The 15806-nt window shown below is 40.4% G+C and carries 10 protein-coding genes; 2 read left to right on the forward strand and 8 right to left on the reverse strand.

The genetic code is table 11. From position 1 onward, the window contains the following. The coding region (locus tag FGT79_RS30115) for a discoidin domain-containing protein (RefSeq protein WP_171056530.1) at positions 1–2604 on the reverse strand (2604 nt) is incomplete at its 3' end. A 170-nt stretch (positions 2605–2774) separates the two neighbouring features. Between FGT79_RS30115 and FGT79_RS30120 the strand changes: the two genes are divergently transcribed. Further along, complete coding sequence (locus tag FGT79_RS30120; protein ID WP_138756513.1) at positions 2775–3665, forward strand: LysR family transcriptional regulator; 891 nt, start codon at positions 2775–2777, stop codon at positions 3663–3665. Positions 3666–4010: 345 nt separating this feature from the next. After that, positions 4011–5747, forward strand: coding sequence for a carbohydrate-binding module family 20 domain-containing protein (locus tag FGT79_RS30125; RefSeq protein ID WP_138756514.1), 1737 nt, complete (start codon positions 4011–4013; stop codon positions 5745–5747). Between the two features lie 207 nt (positions 5748–5954). Here FGT79_RS30125 and FGT79_RS30130 read toward each other — a convergent pair whose 3' ends face one another. From FGT79_RS30130 to FGT79_RS30160, 7 genes are all read right to left on the reverse strand, one after another. Then, a complete protein-coding gene (locus tag FGT79_RS30130) occupies positions 5955–8399 on the reverse strand; it encodes a glycoside hydrolase family 31 protein (protein WP_138756515.1) in 2445 nt (814 codons plus the stop codon). Positions 8400–8423: 24 nt separating this feature from the next. Further along, positions 8424–9308, reverse strand: coding sequence for a carbohydrate ABC transporter permease (locus FGT79_RS30135; RefSeq protein ID WP_138756516.1), 885 nt, complete (start codon positions 9306–9308; stop codon positions 8424–8426). Positions 9309–9326: 18 nt separating this feature from the next. Then, on the reverse strand, positions 9327–10217 hold the full coding sequence (locus tag FGT79_RS30140; protein WP_138756517.1) for an ABC transporter permease: 891 nt from the start codon (positions 10215–10217) through the stop codon (positions 9327–9329). 65 nt (positions 10218–10282) lie between these two features. Continuing rightward, positions 10283–11971 (reverse strand): extracellular solute-binding protein, encoded by a 1689-nt coding sequence (locus FGT79_RS30145; RefSeq protein WP_138756518.1) that lies wholly within the window; start codon positions 11969–11971, stop codon positions 10283–10285. A gap of 197 nt (positions 11972–12168) precedes the next feature. Continuing rightward, entirely contained in the window at positions 12169–13524 is a 1356-nt protein-coding gene (locus FGT79_RS30150) for a response regulator transcription factor (RefSeq protein WP_138756519.1), read from the reverse strand. Beyond that, a complete protein-coding gene (locus FGT79_RS30155; RefSeq protein WP_138756520.1) occupies positions 13521–15260 on the reverse strand; it encodes a sensor histidine kinase in 1740 nt (579 codons plus the stop codon). Before FGT79_RS30155 ends, FGT79_RS30150 begins: the two co-directional genes overlap by 4 nt. A gap of 272 nt (positions 15261–15532) precedes the next feature. Continuing rightward, positions 15533–15806 (reverse strand): S-layer homology domain-containing protein (locus FGT79_RS30160; protein ID WP_138756521.1); only part of this gene is annotated, 274 nt, incomplete at its 5' end.

The following is a 15806-nucleotide window of genomic DNA, read 5'->3' on the forward strand; positions in this document are numbered from 1 at the left end:
TTGGATCGTTTCAACAGGTATAGCTTCGATTTCCATCGACTTGACGATCATCGTAAAGCTTCTCGTATCCGTTACTTGACCCTTCGTTAATGTTGCTGTCAAGGTAACAACGGCGTCTGCCGCACCTGCTAAAGGACGAACCACTTCGCCATTTGTACGAATGATCCCAGAATTGTCACTTGACCATGAAACAGTGACATCATTTAATCCTGTCGTAGGCAGTGTCACGTTTTGTGTGACAACAGCTGCATTGTTGCCTGCTGCGTAACCCACTTCGAGGGCTGCTACCGCCGCTGCTACAGTCGCCATGTCCGGATCATCTATAGTTGCCTCAAAGAACCCTTCGGCATTATTCACGGTATTGAGCAGTACATAGTCAGCTTCATTTACATGATAGTAAAATGTCACAGCAGTGTTCTTATCTACTGTAAAGTCGCCACTCAATGTACCGTCCTTATCATCAATCTTATCAGCCCATATGTAGGTGCCCGGTTCTATAAATGCTGTAACCATATAAGCATCTTTCCCAGTCTGTATCATCTGATATAATGTCTCGTTTCCTTCATTACTCAGAGATAGCCCAACTTTAGCGATACCGATTGTATTCATATATTTATCATTACCTTTAATCTTAAAAGTGGTGCTTCCATCGGTGAGAGAGTCAAAAATATCTCCTCTTACCGAATTCACCCATAAAACAAACGTATCCGTTTCCTTTTCTGATGCCGGAAAAACAACTTTCCGATTAGCAGAAGGAATCTCGCCATTATTCCATGTACGGTCAAAATTGATCTTGTAATCATACGATACTGATGCTTCTGGTACCGTATAGGTTAATTCTCTTGCGAAAATTCCACCACCAAGATAATTAAGAGTAGATAACGGACTGGCTTGATCCCAACCCCCAAACGCTTTAAACTCTTCTATTCCGGTTCGATTAAAGAAATTACCAGTCCAGTTCGCCACTTTCTTAATGTCCTGTACCGGATTACCGTTCACGTCCTTATGCACATCTTGCCCTGTCACCACTTTATTATCTGTTGCAAATAAACGAATAATAATATTCTGAGCAACATTACTTTCTGTTATTGCGCCTTTATAGATGGATTCCCCATTACTTAGAATCTTATAGTCTTTTACTCCCTGAGGAAATGCTGCCACTGATTCATACATGCCCTGTTCATAGAGACTCATATTCGTAAGGATGTCGCCAACCTGAACCTGTAAATAATCGCCAACATTTACCTCGAAGTCTGTAGCCGGGTCGTCATTGCCGCCTTGACCAGGCAAATTATAAATCTCCATTTCATACAAACTAGCATAAGCTCCATTTTTTTCTGTTACATAAACACGCACATATTGATATTCAACACTAGGAAATCGAATCTCTTGTTTATTTGTGCTTGTACTTTCTCCTGCCGTAATCACCTTATATCCCGCATTAGGATCATTCGTACCTTCAACTGTAAACTTCGTTTTGTAAGAATCCACATAATCACCAGTGCCTCCCCAATAAAGAGTAAGCTGATTGAATGCTGTCTGTACGCCTAGGTCCACAGCAAACCATGGATCTGGATCTGCTTCATGTAATGTTATGAACGAAGTATAACTTCCGTCTGTAAGATTTGCTACATTACGTGCCCCAATTCCACGAGTAGCACCTCTTGCATTGGAGGATGCACTACCCTGTTTCTGTTTTGCAAGATTAACTGTTGCATCAATACCACGTCCTGTCAGATCCGGCACATTATTAAGATTACGATAGGTATTTGTAAACGCATTTGCCTTTCGTTCTATTAAATTAACTAAATCACGATCATAATTAACTGGATAATTCCTATAGTCAGAACTTTCCACCAGCGCCTTCACCACGGACTGATCTTCTTCTCTAATCTGGAGAACTGGTTGTTCTTGGCCAGACATTGCGTAAAAAAGTGTACTTGCTGATATTAGGGAAGCAAGATCATTGCCATGAACATTATCACCATTCCTATACCAGTCTTTGCCTTCGTTAAAATACAGGTCATAATAAGCCTCTCCGCTAGGTGCCAATAATGCACCATAGTCTTTTGCAACCTTAACGTATGCATTTGTAAAAGTGGTTTGCATTGTTTTAAATACGTCTTCATTGGCCCAAGGCATATACAAAACAAGCTGTGGGTGTGACTCTGCCTCCTGTATCCATGGATCAAACGCGCCAACTCCCTGCATTAATAAGGCCTCAGTGAATCCGGATGACTTTTCCTGAAGCACTATATAATCATAATCACCATACACGATAGCATCCCTTGTACTAGTCGCAAGTATTTCTGCCTGATCGATCAACGATGCACCCATCTGAGTCCGTGTATCTACTTTGGCTTGTTTTCCAGCATACGCAAACAGCTGTACTAGTTTGTCTGCCACACTGTTATACCTGGTCAGACTGTTCCCCACCATTAAAATTTTTATGGCATCATCTTGAGAATCTACTACATTCGCAACTGCATCGATAATCACTGTTTCATTTATCACTTCCGCTGCAACCGCTTCCAGGAAACTCATACCTAGAAGTACAATCAAAAACATGGCAATCATTTCCCGCATAAATCTTTTCTTCATCATGATATTCATTCCTTTCCCATTCGCTCAAAGTACAACACGGCATCCTGAACTTTTTATTTATCACTAAAATAGTGCTTAAGATGATTATATTTTAATAAAAGAGTTGATGAGAATAATCAGATTATATATATTCATATATATTAAAGGATATATAAGGGGGCATATTCCTTATGGAATTATTACAACTTCGCTACTTTCGTACAGCTGCGCAACTGGAAAATTTCACAAAAACCGCTGAACAATATATGATTCCCCAGTCTGCAGTAAGCATGACCATTCGTAAATTAGAAAAAGAGTTAGGTTGCGATTTATTTAACCGACATGGAAAGAAAATATTTTTAAATGAAAACGGTAAATTATTTTTAAAAAAGATTGATATTGCCCTAACCAATATTGATGCTGCTCTTGATGAATTGAAATACCCGGAATTAAAGACCATTGGTATCTATATTCAAAGTGGGATTCACTTTATATTGGATTTAGTTTCTGCGTTTGAAAGGGCCTATCCAGACAGTAAAGTTGTATATTATCAAGGAGAATCGGTTCTCTGTCATGAAGGCGATTTCACCTTTTTTCAGCTTCCCATTGATGAAACCATCTATAACTACCGCATATTAATGGAAGATGAAATCGTGCTTGCAGCCCCACACAACAGTAAATGGGCACAAAAGAAAGAAATTGACCTTGCTGCTCTTCACAGTGAAAAATTCATTTCCTATGATACAAGAAACCAACTTCGTATGTTCACAGATCATATCTGTGAAGAACATGGGTTTCATCCTAATGTTATTTTTGAAGCAAATGCGGTATCCTCCCTCCGTTCGATGGTAGAAGCAAATATGGGACTCTCTCTTGTTCCCTACATCTCCTGGATGTTAAATGTAACTAGACATGTTCATTTAATTCCGTTTACTACACATCCAAAACGCCATTTAGTACTTGCTTGGAAAAAAACGTTGCCACTTCCACCTGACAAACAATTATTTTTAGATTTTGCTAGCAACTGGTTTATACAGTTTCAAAACAAGTCAAATCTCCAACTTCTAACCAAAGATCACTAGCATTACATAGAACATCTTTATTCAAAGAAAGCGAATGATCGGAAAACGATTTTTCTACATGAAATGAAAAGGGCAAACATCCCTTAATGGTAGTCCTTCTATTTGGTTGATTAAAGAATGAACCACTCAAGGACATGGATAAGCACAGGTTGAGTTAGATGTTCGGATAAAAAGAAGTTAGATATTTTTCGGAACGAATTTTATTTTTTGTATAATAATCATCCACACTCGCAAACGTTCTCTAACTTGAAATCATTTTAGCAGTGATATATTTAAGAAGTCATTGGCTGTAGACACCTATTATTCATCGTTAACCCAATCTGAACTGAAGAAGGAGAGTTGAAAATGAACAAAACCGTAAAGAGGATTTTAAGTGCTATTCTGTTTTTTGTGTTAGTAACGCAACCGTTTGCATTCAGTTTTGAAAACGCAAACAATTCCAATTTTCTGAATTTGCAAGTGGCAGAAGCAGCGGATAACGGCTTGCCAGCAGCAACAAAAGATGGAGTTATGCTGCATGCGTGGAACTGGTCGTTTAACACCATTCGCAGTCGCTTGCCAGAAATTGCTGCAGCAGGCTTCAAAACAATTCAAACCTCGCCAATTCAAGGAAATAAAGAAAATACGATGGCTGGAAGCATTTGGTGGATGTTGTATCAACCAATAAATTTCAATATTGGCAACGCACAGTTGGGAACGAGAGAGCAGTTTAGACAATTATGTGCCGAAGCAGCGAATTACGGCATCAACATTATCGTCGATGTTGTTGCCAATCACACAGGCAATGCGGGTATTGATGCGTCGGTGCAATATGTACCGGCAAACAATGTTGATCCTTCGATTCGCAACAACCCATATTTTTGGCATGAGCTACGAGGAATTACCAACTGGAATGATCGCTGGCAAGTTACCCAGCTTGGTATCGGCTTGCCGGACTTGAACACAAGCAATCAAGAACTGCAAGATAAAATTATCGCGTTTTTGAACGATGCGATTTCACTTGGCGCAGATGGATTCCGATTTGATGCGGCCAAACATATTGAGCTGCCAAGCGATCCATATGGAGCTTCAAATTTCTGGACACGCGTGTTAAGCTCAGTGAACAATAATTCTAACCCGTATATATATGGTGAAGTGCTGCAAGGAGGCGCGGATGCATTTGCGCAGTATGCCAATTATATGAATGTAACGGCTTCTCATTACGGTGAAAGTGTGCGCCACGCAGTCGGTTTTAATAACGTCAAAAATGTAAATTTGGCCTATAATTATAATGCGGCCAACGTAGCACCTTCCAAGCTAGTGACTTGGGTGGAATCGCATGATACGTATGCGAACCTTGAAGATGAATCAACGAATATGAACGAGTGGCAAATTAAAATGGGGTGGGCTATTATAGCGGCAAGAGCGCAAACGGTTCCATTGTTCTTTAATCGTCCGGCAGGTACCGGCAAATTTGCTGCGACTTTAGGAACAGCGGGCAATAATTTGTGGAAAGATCCTGATGTAGTGGCTATTAATAAATTCCACAATGCCATGGCAGGTCAAGGTGAGTATTTACGTTTTCAAGGCAATGAGATTATGCTTATTGAACGTGGCAATAAAGGAATGGTCATTGTTAATTTGGGCGGCAATGCAGCGATTAACCAGCCAACGAATCTAGCTAACGGTGTCTATACGAATAAAGCAACGGGCGGCGGTACATTTACGGTAACGAATGGCAGAATTACCGGAAATATCGCTGGTGGCACGGTGGCCGTGCTTTATAACGACTCGACTTCGACGCCATCCATTAATGTGACGTTTACCGTGAGAAATGCAACAACGGTCATGGGGCAGAATGTATACTTGATCGGCAATATTCCCGGGCTGGGCAACTGGAATGTCAGTCAAGCGTTTGGTCCAGGCAACACAACAAGTTATCCGCATTGGGGCTTCACCGTCAACTTGCCAGTCGGCACAACGTTTGAATATAAAGCGATAAAACGGGATGCTGCCAACAATGTCATTTGGGAGTCGGGGGCCAATCGCACATATACGGTAAGCGCCAGCAACAATCAAGTCTCATTTGATTTTAGAAATTAATAGCAGATGTTTTTCTAGTTTTATATTCCATTTCATTTCAAGCGCTGATTTTGGTAATCAGCAGAAAAACCTTCCCAAAATTCTTTGGGAAGGTTTTATTTCATTTTTTTATCAGTAAGAAAAAACTAATGTGCTTCACCACCAAAGGCTTACAATACTAGTAGTCACAAAACAATTACTAGAGTAAGATGAGCCTAATCGGTTTTATCATCGTTCTATTACTAACTCCACATCCATAAAATGATTGGCCACCTGCAGCTCAATCTCCTGAGTCTCTGTATCGTATGACCAAGTACCGCCAGATTCCTCAAGACTGATACTTCCGTTAGCTGTGATGATTTTTACATTTTTCGGAACAAAATTCAACAACTTCACATTAAAATCAAGCCACTTACGTTCATCTGGCAATCCTTTTATTAAATAAGCGAGTTTTAACGTCATCGAATCTTGATTAAATTTCACGGTTGCCTCTAATAGGTTATAGGCACCTTTCTCATAGGCATAAGTCCTAGCATCGTCTTCATACCACTGACCATATGACTCACTACCTACTACGCCAGCATAAATACTTAGCTTTATATTTGACAGTTCCTTCATTACTGGCTTCCAGTTATTATCCATGAGCTCGGGGAGAATTGTTCCTGCCTTAATATAAATCGGTAACACATCAAGTGGAGCATGCGCCAAAATATGGCGTCCCCCAGTAAAACGTTCTCCGCTCCAATAGTCAATCCAGTCTCCCTCTGGCAAATAAACCGAACGATATTCTGTACTTGGACGAAGCACCGGCGCTACAAGCAAGCTGCTGCCCACCATAAACTGATCACATAAATTATATACAGAACGGTCATTAGGATATTCCAATATTAATGGACGCATAATGGGTAGTCCTGTTTTATGCGCTTCATAAAACTGTGTATATATGTAAGGCAGGAGCTGATAACGCAAGCGAATGTATGTACGGCATATTTCTTCAACTTGCTGCCCAAATACCCAAGGTTCTTGACGGACGGATTCCAGCACACTATGATTGCGGCAGTAAGGGAAGAACACCCCTGCTTGTGTCCAACGAGCCAACAGCTCTGGAGATGAATGGTGGGCAAAACCACCTATGTCAGGGCCTGAAAAAGGTTGGCCGGACAGGCCAAGATTCAGCACCATAGGAATAGCCATAGCAAGATGCTCCCAGAAGCTGCGGTTATCGCCAGTCCAAGTGGCAGCATACTTCTGTATGCCAGCATAGCCTGCACGAGTCAGTACAAATGGTCGATCTCCGTTAAGCTGTTCCTTCAATCCTTGCTGCGTGGCCATAGACATGAGCATTCCATAAAGATTATGAACCTCACGATGCGTTTTCGGGTTTCCGTCGTTGCGATGTACAACGTCAAGATCCATTGTTTTTGTAGCATTAAACACTGCGGGCTCATTCATGTCATTCCAGACTCCGTGAATTCCCATTTCAGTATAGTAACGATGTTGTTCACCCCACCATGAACGTACTTCTTCCTCCGTGAAATCAGGAAATGCACTCGCTCCAGGCCAAACATTCCCAATGAATAAATCACCTTCAAGCTTTTTGCAGAAATAATCGTTTTTGATACCTTCTTGATAAGGTAAATATTCTGAATCCTTCTTCACGCCTGGATCAACAATTGGAACAATTTTAATTCCCATTTCCTTCAGCTCATCTATCATCTTGCGAGGATTCGGGAAACGTACTGGATCAAATGTAAACACACGGTATTCATCCATGTAATGAATATCTAAATAAATGACATCGCAGGGAATATTCTTATTGTGGAAGTTTCTAGCCAGCGTCATGACTTCTTCTTGATCCATATAGCTGTATCGGGATTGATGATAGCCGATAGCCCATACAGGCGGGATATCCATCTTGCCCGTCAATCCACTATATCTTTTCACCACATCTTTAAGCTCTGGTCCGTACACAAAATAATAATCAATCGTTCCAGCGTGCACCTGAAACTTGTACGAATTTTCACTAGAGCGCATATCGAACGATGAACGACCCGGATTATCCAGAAAAATACCATAAGCAGGCTTATCATAACGAAAATGAATTAAAAACGGAATGGATACATATAAACATTCAATTTCGGGCACATGAGGATCATAGACATCAGAGTTCCACATGTCATATTTCTCACCCTTTTTATCCAAAAAACTCGTTTTCTCCCCTAGCCCATACACATGTGAATCGGGCTCCATTTGTTTTCTGCAGCTATACACACCGCGACCCGTTCTCGATAATTCTTCTTCTCTCGAGATCAGATGGCCTTCAGCGTTATAGAAATCCAACCGAGCATCCGACTTGTCTAAAACAACGGTTATAGCAGGCAATATAAGCTTATACGCAAGTGGTGTTTCTTCCAGTTGAGCTTCAACAGGAGTATATGCATCCTCTTGTACAGCGATAGTCGAACTCAAATCAAATATATGGTCTATTAGAAGCTTCACGCGAACAACATAATCATTGACCGGTTGCAGTAATAACGTAGCATTTTCACTCCGGAATAAATAAGCCCCCTGCTTCTCACAACGAACCGAATGAATAGAACCCATTCTCCAATTGCTCTTAATAACTGTATTTATATCACTCTTGTCTGGATGTATCGTTTCGCTAGTTTGCATGATTTCTTCTCCAATCGATTAAATTTAACCCTTAACAGAACCAAGCGTTATTCCTTTAACAAAATATTTTTGAAAAAATGGATAAATAATTAACAGCGGGAGCATAGAAATGAATATTTTAGCAGCATTTAACGTTTGATTGGATAAGCTTGTCAGCCGCTTTGCCGATTCAGCGTCCACTTTAGACGGGTCAATGACAAGAGTGACTTGGCGTATATAAGATTGCAAAGGATAATTTTCGTTTTTAGTCATGAGCACAAGTGCCTGAAAAAACTCATTCCAATGCCCAACGATTGTAAACACTAGAATGGTTGCCAATACAGGCGTAGAAAGCGGTAGAAAAATACCAAACAGTATTCGCCATGGACCTGCGCCATCAATTAATGCTGATTCTTCCATTTCCTTCGGCAAATTTCTAAAGAAATTCATCACCAAAATGACATTAAAAACTGGCAGCCCGCCTCCAAGCACAAGTCCCCAGATCGTATTAATTAAACCAAGAGATTTCATTGTCATGTACCATGGGACCAAGCCGCCTCCAAACAGCATACAAAAAATAAGCAACCACATAATTATATTTCTCGGTTTGAACTCTTTTGATGTTTTGGACAACGGATAGGCCATCAATAGCACGATGAAAAAAGTAATAATGGCACTATATACGACACGCTGTACAGATATGAAAAACGATTTAAAAAATTGGCCATCATCAATGATTGTTTCATATGATCCGAAAGTTAAGCCCTGTGGCCAAATAAAGACTTCACCGGCAGCTACTGCTCCTCTGTCGCTCAAGGAAATGACCAGCGTATACCAAACAGGCAGTATGCATAGCAGTGTGATTATGACGAGCAAGAATATATTGAAACCGTTGAATATCCTGGATAGCACTGAACGTTCTTCTACCATGATCATCACATCTTTCTGTTAAAAAATTCTATAATTCGCGAATCGATAAGCAAGCCCGTAGGATACTGAAATGAGCACGAGACCGACAACTGACTTAAGGAGACCAACTGCAGTCGCGAGACCATATTGCATATCAAGCAAACCGGCTCTATATACCCAGGTATCAATGATATCGCCAGTTGAATATACCGATGGATTGTAAAGATTGAATATTTGATCGAACCCAGCATTCAGAATATTTCCTAAGCTTAATGTGCCAAGTAAAACCGCAACCGGCAATATACTAGGGAGGGTAATACTTGTCAACCTTTTAAACTGGGAAGCTCCGTCTATTGCTGCTGCTTCGTACATTTCAGGGTTAATGGAAGTTAGTGCTGCAAAATAAATAATAGCTGCGAAACCAAATTCCTTCCAAACATCACTAAAAACAACCAGCCAAGGAAAAATATTTGCATTAGCAAAAAATAAGGTAGGCTCCACGCCAAAAAGAGATAAAATCTGGTTAATCGGACCTGAATAGGATAGGATATCTAGCATGATTCCTGCCACGATAACCCAGGATAAAAAATGCGGCAAATACACGATGGTTTGAACAGATCTGGTAAACAGCCTGTTTTTGACTTCATTTAACATGAGCGCGAATAGTAGAGGAAAGATCAGGTTTCCAATCATTTTTAACAAGGCTATAAATATCGTATTCTGAAAGACTTGTTTACTATCATCCAGTTCGAACATGTACTTGAAATTATCCAAGCCAATCCATTCCGACTTAAATATGCCTAAGCCTGGATTGAAATCCTTGAATGCCATCAACACACCGTACATAGGAAGTAAATTAAAAAAGGCTAGCCACAGCAATCCAGGCAGGAGCATCAAATAGTAATGTTTATAAATACCTCTGTTAAGCATATCTCTGTCTCCTTAAAAGGATAATCAAGGCGAGTGAGCGATCCACCCGCCTTGATCATTCTACTTTATTTCAACTCATTCACTTCTTTAGTAATTTGATCTCCGCCCTGTTCATTCCACTTTCCAACAAAAGCATCAAACTCTTCGATCGGCACAGTGCCCATAATAATTTTCAAGAAGGTTTCATCTTCTATTTTCTTTAAATTGGTCCATTTTGTTTGCATGGTTTTGGTTTGTGCTGTTGCAAGGCTCTTCACGTAATGAACATCGGCATCCACAAATGTTGAACCGCCATTCAAATGTGAGTATAGATGAGTGAAGAAGTCTGGATCTTTTTGTTGATCCCAATATTGAATGTCATAGTTGTCAAAAGGCTCTATTTTCACATTCTTAACATGGGAAGCAAGCTCATAGGTAAACCCATAATTGAGTTTGTCCACATCTTCCAACTTCATTTCGCCTGTAAGAACCTTTTGCGTGGTTTTCACTGCGTATTCCAGTTGATCGCCAAGACCCATGATCAGGAATAAAGGAATTTCCTGAGAAGTCAATTCTTTGCCTACCGCTGTTTTATAGCTCTCTTCTTTCTCCGATACATGGATATTGATCATTTTAATAACTGCTTCTGGATGCTTATAGTTTTTCTTCACAACGATGTACGAGCTTCCTGTAGCTTGGTTAGAATTAAATTTGCCTGCAGCATCCACCGGAGCAGTATATGGTCTCCAGTTAGCATTCGGATCGTTTTTGATTGAATCCATGAGGTTGTACGGTGTCCACCATGGTCCGAAGAAAATACCTGCTTGACCACTAGTTATGACCTCTTGCGTACTCTTTCTCAAACCAATCTCTTTATCCAAAATGCCGCTCGCGTACCAATCCCGTAGCTTGGACAAAGATTCCCTAGTCTCAGCAGTAGTGGAGCCATAAACTGCATTACCATCCTTGTCTTTTACCCAAATGCCAGGGTAAGCATTATTAGAGAAGAACACCGGCGAGAAGTTCATGTAATGGTCGCCTGACGAAAGGAATGTGGAATACAGTGCACCGCCTTGCTGTGTGCCTACAATTCCTAACGTTTTGTCTCCACCCATTTTGTTATCGATAAACGCTTTTGCAATCTTTTCTAGATCTTCTAACGATTTCGGAGCTTCCAAGCCTAATTTGTCAAGCCAATCCTTCCGAATCCATGTCATTGGTGCTGAAGGCAATGTTGTCTCAGGCAGCGCATACAATTTGCCGTCAAAGGTAACGCCTTCAAGCAATCCAGGATTGGATTCATAGATTTGCTTCAATCTATCTGTTCCAAACTTATTGTATACATCAGTCAAATCTGCCAGCTGGTCGGCTTTAACCATTTGTCTTAGCTGTGTTTCGTTAACCAGCATAGCATCAGGCAAATCATTGCTTCCAATGGCTAAGCTTACTTTTTGGCCATAATCAGCAACTGATGCTTCCCACTCGTGTTTGACCACAATGTTATATGAATCCTTCAACCAACGGGTATACAGATTATTTTCTGCCGTATCCTCACCTTCGTACTTGTAAGTGGGATCAATACCTCTGCCTATCGCTACTTCAATCGGCTCAGGAAATTTTTCCAATGGATTAACTACCACGTCCGTCGCTGAGTTGCTCCCAGAGTTGTTTCCTGAATTGCTGCTTGGGTTATCACTTGGCGTGTTACTAGCACATGCACTCAAACTTAGCGCAACAACAAGCCCGACCGCCAAGGTTTTGAAACTCTTTTTCATTTTCTTTCCCCCTATTGCATATTTAAATGATGTCTTTGCTACAACTTGATTATAATACCTCGCAAGTGTGGTGCGTGTTAGAGGATACAAGGGGATTAGGTTGAATAAACGATGAAAATAAAAAGACGTCCGAAAACTGTCTACCTTGTTTTCGGACGAATTTCTATCTAGTATGCTACAAAGAACAATAGATCTTATTACACCTGTTTGCTAGTCAGTCTATAGTCACTTGGCAGAATGCCTATGTGCTCTCTAAACAAGCGGCTAAAATACTTTTCATCATTATAGCCTACTTGCTCGGCAATCCACTGTATGGTTTTAGTCGTATTTAGCAAATAATGCTTAGCTCTTTCCAGACGAATATCCCTCAAATAATCCGTATAGGTTTTACCTACGATTTGTTTGAAACATTGGCTGAAATAGCTGCTGCTCATATTGACGATCTGTGCCATTTCCCCTGCCGATAGAGATTGATTCATCATTAACTGAGCCATATTAACCGCCTTAGCAACGCTATTCTGAATTTCCTTGGAATATTGGGGCTTGCTATTAGCTTGAAGGATGACATCCTTTGCGCTGCGTAACCAAGCCTCAAATTGAACAAAACATGTGAATGAATCATCCATTACAATGGGACCTGGCAATATTTGCTCATACAATCTGTTCCACTCATCTGACAAGGAAAAAAATAGTCTAGTTAATCTAATTGGCGGAAGCTTAATCGTTTTTAGTTCATGCAGCATAGCTTCAAAAGCCTGATCCTCGTAAATCCAATCTGGTGAGTGCCATTTCTGCTTCAGCATATATAAGTCGTAATCGCCATTCTCCCCCAATGTACTCATAACGTGACTTTGAATGAACGGAATAGCTTGCGCTGGATAATAATCATAAAAAAAATCGTTCCTTCGATAGACCCGAGTCAGATGTACAATTGATTTCCGATCTAGCTCCTTCAAATGACAAAAGCAAATTATGGCGTAATCAAGACTTGAAGAAAAGGATTCAGGTGGCAGATATGTCATCCCCCATACTCCAACATCCAATTCTATCGCGCCTTTTGGTACTTTAATATCTACTGTCGAGTCGTCATTTTGTTGATTCAAGGTATAAATAACATACAATTCATCTATTTGATCCATTTCGTCTCGTTGACTGTCGTATCCAGTCGATTTTTTCGAATCGAATAACGATGAAATTCTACCCAGTACATCTTTAAATTGTTCCTTTTCTAATTGTGTCTTAGCGATATAATCGATTGCTCCAAGCCGAAGTGCCTCCTGCACATATTCGAAGTCCTGGTGTAGGGTAAGTACGACAATTTGGATATTCGGATGAATCCTTCTAACTTCCTTCATCAAATCAATGCCAGACATGACCGGCATAGACAGATCTGTAAGCAGCAAGTCCACCTTGTTCGTTTCCAAAAACTGCAGAGCGTTCTCGCCATTATTAGCCTCTCCTACAACAGCCATTCCAAATTCCTGCCAAGGCATGAAGCTGACTAATCCCTTACGAACGATTTTCTCATCATCTACAATTAATACCTTTATCATAACTGCTCTTCACCTCTTAACACCGGCAAGCTCATAGAAACGACAGTTCCTTTACCGATCACGCTCTTAATATGAAACGTTGCTTGCTCTCCATAATTTGCTTCCAGTATACGTTTGACATATTTCATTCCGATGCCCATTCCTACTTTCTGGCTGTCCATAGAATCATCATGTAGTAATTGATCGATTTTTTCAGGCAGCATCCCAGCTCCGTTATCCTCTATCGTAATTTCAAGCTCATCGTTTAAACGAATATCCACATGAATGTATCCATCATCGCTGACTCCGTGGTAGAGTGCATTCTCAACTAAAGGCTGTAAAATAAACCTTGGAATCGACAACCTCATCGCATCGTCATCGACATCAATGTCCACATCGAATTGAAAATCGTATCTAATTTTTTGAAGCTGCAAATATTCTTTTAGCGCATTGATTTCCCCGCCAATCGTAGTAGCTTCACCTGATTTGCCTAGATTATATTGCAGGAGCTTGTTTAAAGATAGCGCCAGCTTGTCAATCTCCTCCTGCCCATTGATCATTGCAAGCCAGTGTACCGTGTCCAGCGTATTCATTAGAAAATGTGGATTAATCTGATACAATAGCGTTTCAACCTCTAGGTTCGCTCTACGCATTTCTTTCTGTTCAATTTCTTCATATAACTCCCAAATCTTTTTTTTCATGGCTCGAATTTTAAACAGTAAAAAATCGAATTCAGGTATATTAGTTAAATCAGTATTCTCCTTCGAGTTGGATTGCACTAGTGTTTTAATTTCCATATTGAATTTCTCAAGTGGCTTGTATACCATTCTTGACAACAATAAAGCGAGAATTACTGCCGTAAGCTCAAATATTAAGAAATATACGGTTATTTGAAAATACCATTGGTTTTTTTCCTGGTTCAACACCTCTTTTGACAAGATAGATACGATGCTCCAGCCTTGATTGCTCGTTTCCTTATGCCAAATATATTGTCCATATGATCCAGATACGATTTCTGAATTCCCCGTCGGAAACATACTGTGTATTGGGAATCGCTCTTGGTCTTGGCTAAATGTAATTTTACCTTCATTATCAAGTATAAGCAGCCGTCGTGACTGATTGGACGGATTATCGGAATCAAATAATTTGGCAGTGGCATTAAATCCTGTCTCTATGTACAAATAAACATCTTGATCCAGCCAATTCACCTTTCGCATTGTACTAAAGACTAACTGATTAATCGATCTATTATTGCTTTTGTGCGGACCGAAATATGTAATCTCAGGATATATCGCCATAACTGGCAGTTGTTCCGGTTTAAAAGGATCTCTGACTGGGAAATTTTCAAAATCATACTCATTGGTATTCTTGAAGTAATACATCGTTAAACCTATATTGGGGTTCGAAAAGGTAATCACATTCAACTCACTCTTAATCTCATTCCGAAGTCTTATACGCTCGAAAGGTTCTGTTTCATACTGCAACTGCTCAAGTAGTTTGTTTGTTCCAACTCCAAATGTGATTTGTTGCGAAACATGGTTTAAGTTATTTAACGTGTTTTCCATCGTAAGTACGTCTTGCCTTAAGTTGCTCTGGATAGAACCTTCAACTTTATTAACGAGTATGGAGTTAATCGTAAATAGTGATGCTAGTCCGAGACAAATAAATGGAACCAGAATAATGAGCATGAATATCGTTATAATTCTATTTTTAAAAGTAAGTTGCCTATAGCGTTCTAATATGAAGTTTAGCTTCATGAAGTCTTCCCCTCCAATCTCCTGAAATTTTATCACGAAATGTACAGATTTAATAATAGAAAAACAATAACCCCAATTACCTTACGGTAATGGGATTATTGTTACGACTGCTTGGTATTCAAAAGCGTGGAAATAACTTTAGCTGCTTCAGCTCGTGTAAGCAGGAAGCATGATTCAAATGCATTATCTCCCTGCGAGAACATTGGGCCTGCCGGACCGATGCCGAGTGCTCTGAAGCGAATTAACAGGTTCTTAATCGTTGATATTCCGTCTTATAGTTTATTGAACAAGTTCAAGATGGCTTGCGCAGTTTCGGCGCGGTTGGCATCGGACGAAGAATCAAAGATTCCGTTTCCTTTTCCTTGCAGAAGACCTGCAGCGATGGCTTTATTCACTCCTTCTACTGCCCATGGAGAGATACTTGAGCCATCCTTGAGAGCCGCAGTTTCTTGACCAGTCGCTGCAATTTCGCTGTTCTTGTACTCATAGGCGCGAACAAGCAGTGCCGCCATTTGTTCACGGGTGATTCTCGCGTTCGGATCAAAT

Source organism: Paenibacillus sinopodophylli (assembly GCF_005930355.1).
Classification (GTDB): Bacteria; Bacillota; Bacilli; order Paenibacillales; family Paenibacillaceae; genus Pristimantibacillus; species Pristimantibacillus sinopodophylli.

Excerpts from the sequence above, each read along its gene's own strand:
- FGT79_RS30120 (WP_138756513.1), top strand. The coding sequence starts at position 2,775 with ATGGAATTATTACAACTTCGCTACTTTCGTACAGCTGCGCAACTGGAA.
- FGT79_RS30125 (WP_138756514.1), top strand. The coding sequence starts at position 4,011 with ATGAACAAAACCGTAAAGAGGATTTTAAGTGCTATTCTGTTTTTTGTG.
- FGT79_RS30130 (WP_138756515.1), bottom strand. The coding sequence starts at position 8,399 with ATGCAAACTAGCGAAACGATACATCCAGACAAGAGTGATATAAATACA.
- FGT79_RS30135 (WP_138756516.1), bottom strand. The coding sequence starts at position 9,308 with ATGGTAGAAGAACGTTCAGTGCTATCCAGGATATTCAACGGTTTCAAT.
- FGT79_RS30140 (WP_138756517.1), bottom strand. The coding sequence starts at position 10,217 with ATGCTTAACAGAGGTATTTATAAACATTACTATTTGATGCTCCTGCCT.
- FGT79_RS30145 (WP_138756518.1), bottom strand. The coding sequence starts at position 11,971 with ATGAAAAAGAGTTTCAAAACCTTGGCGGTCGGGCTTGTTGTTGCGCTA.
- FGT79_RS30150 (WP_138756519.1), bottom strand. The coding sequence starts at position 13,524 with ATGATAAAGGTATTAATTGTAGATGATGAGAAAATCGTTCGTAAGGGA.
- FGT79_RS30155 (WP_138756520.1), bottom strand. The coding sequence starts at position 15,260 with ATGAAGCTAAACTTCATATTAGAACGCTATAGGCAACTTACTTTTAAA.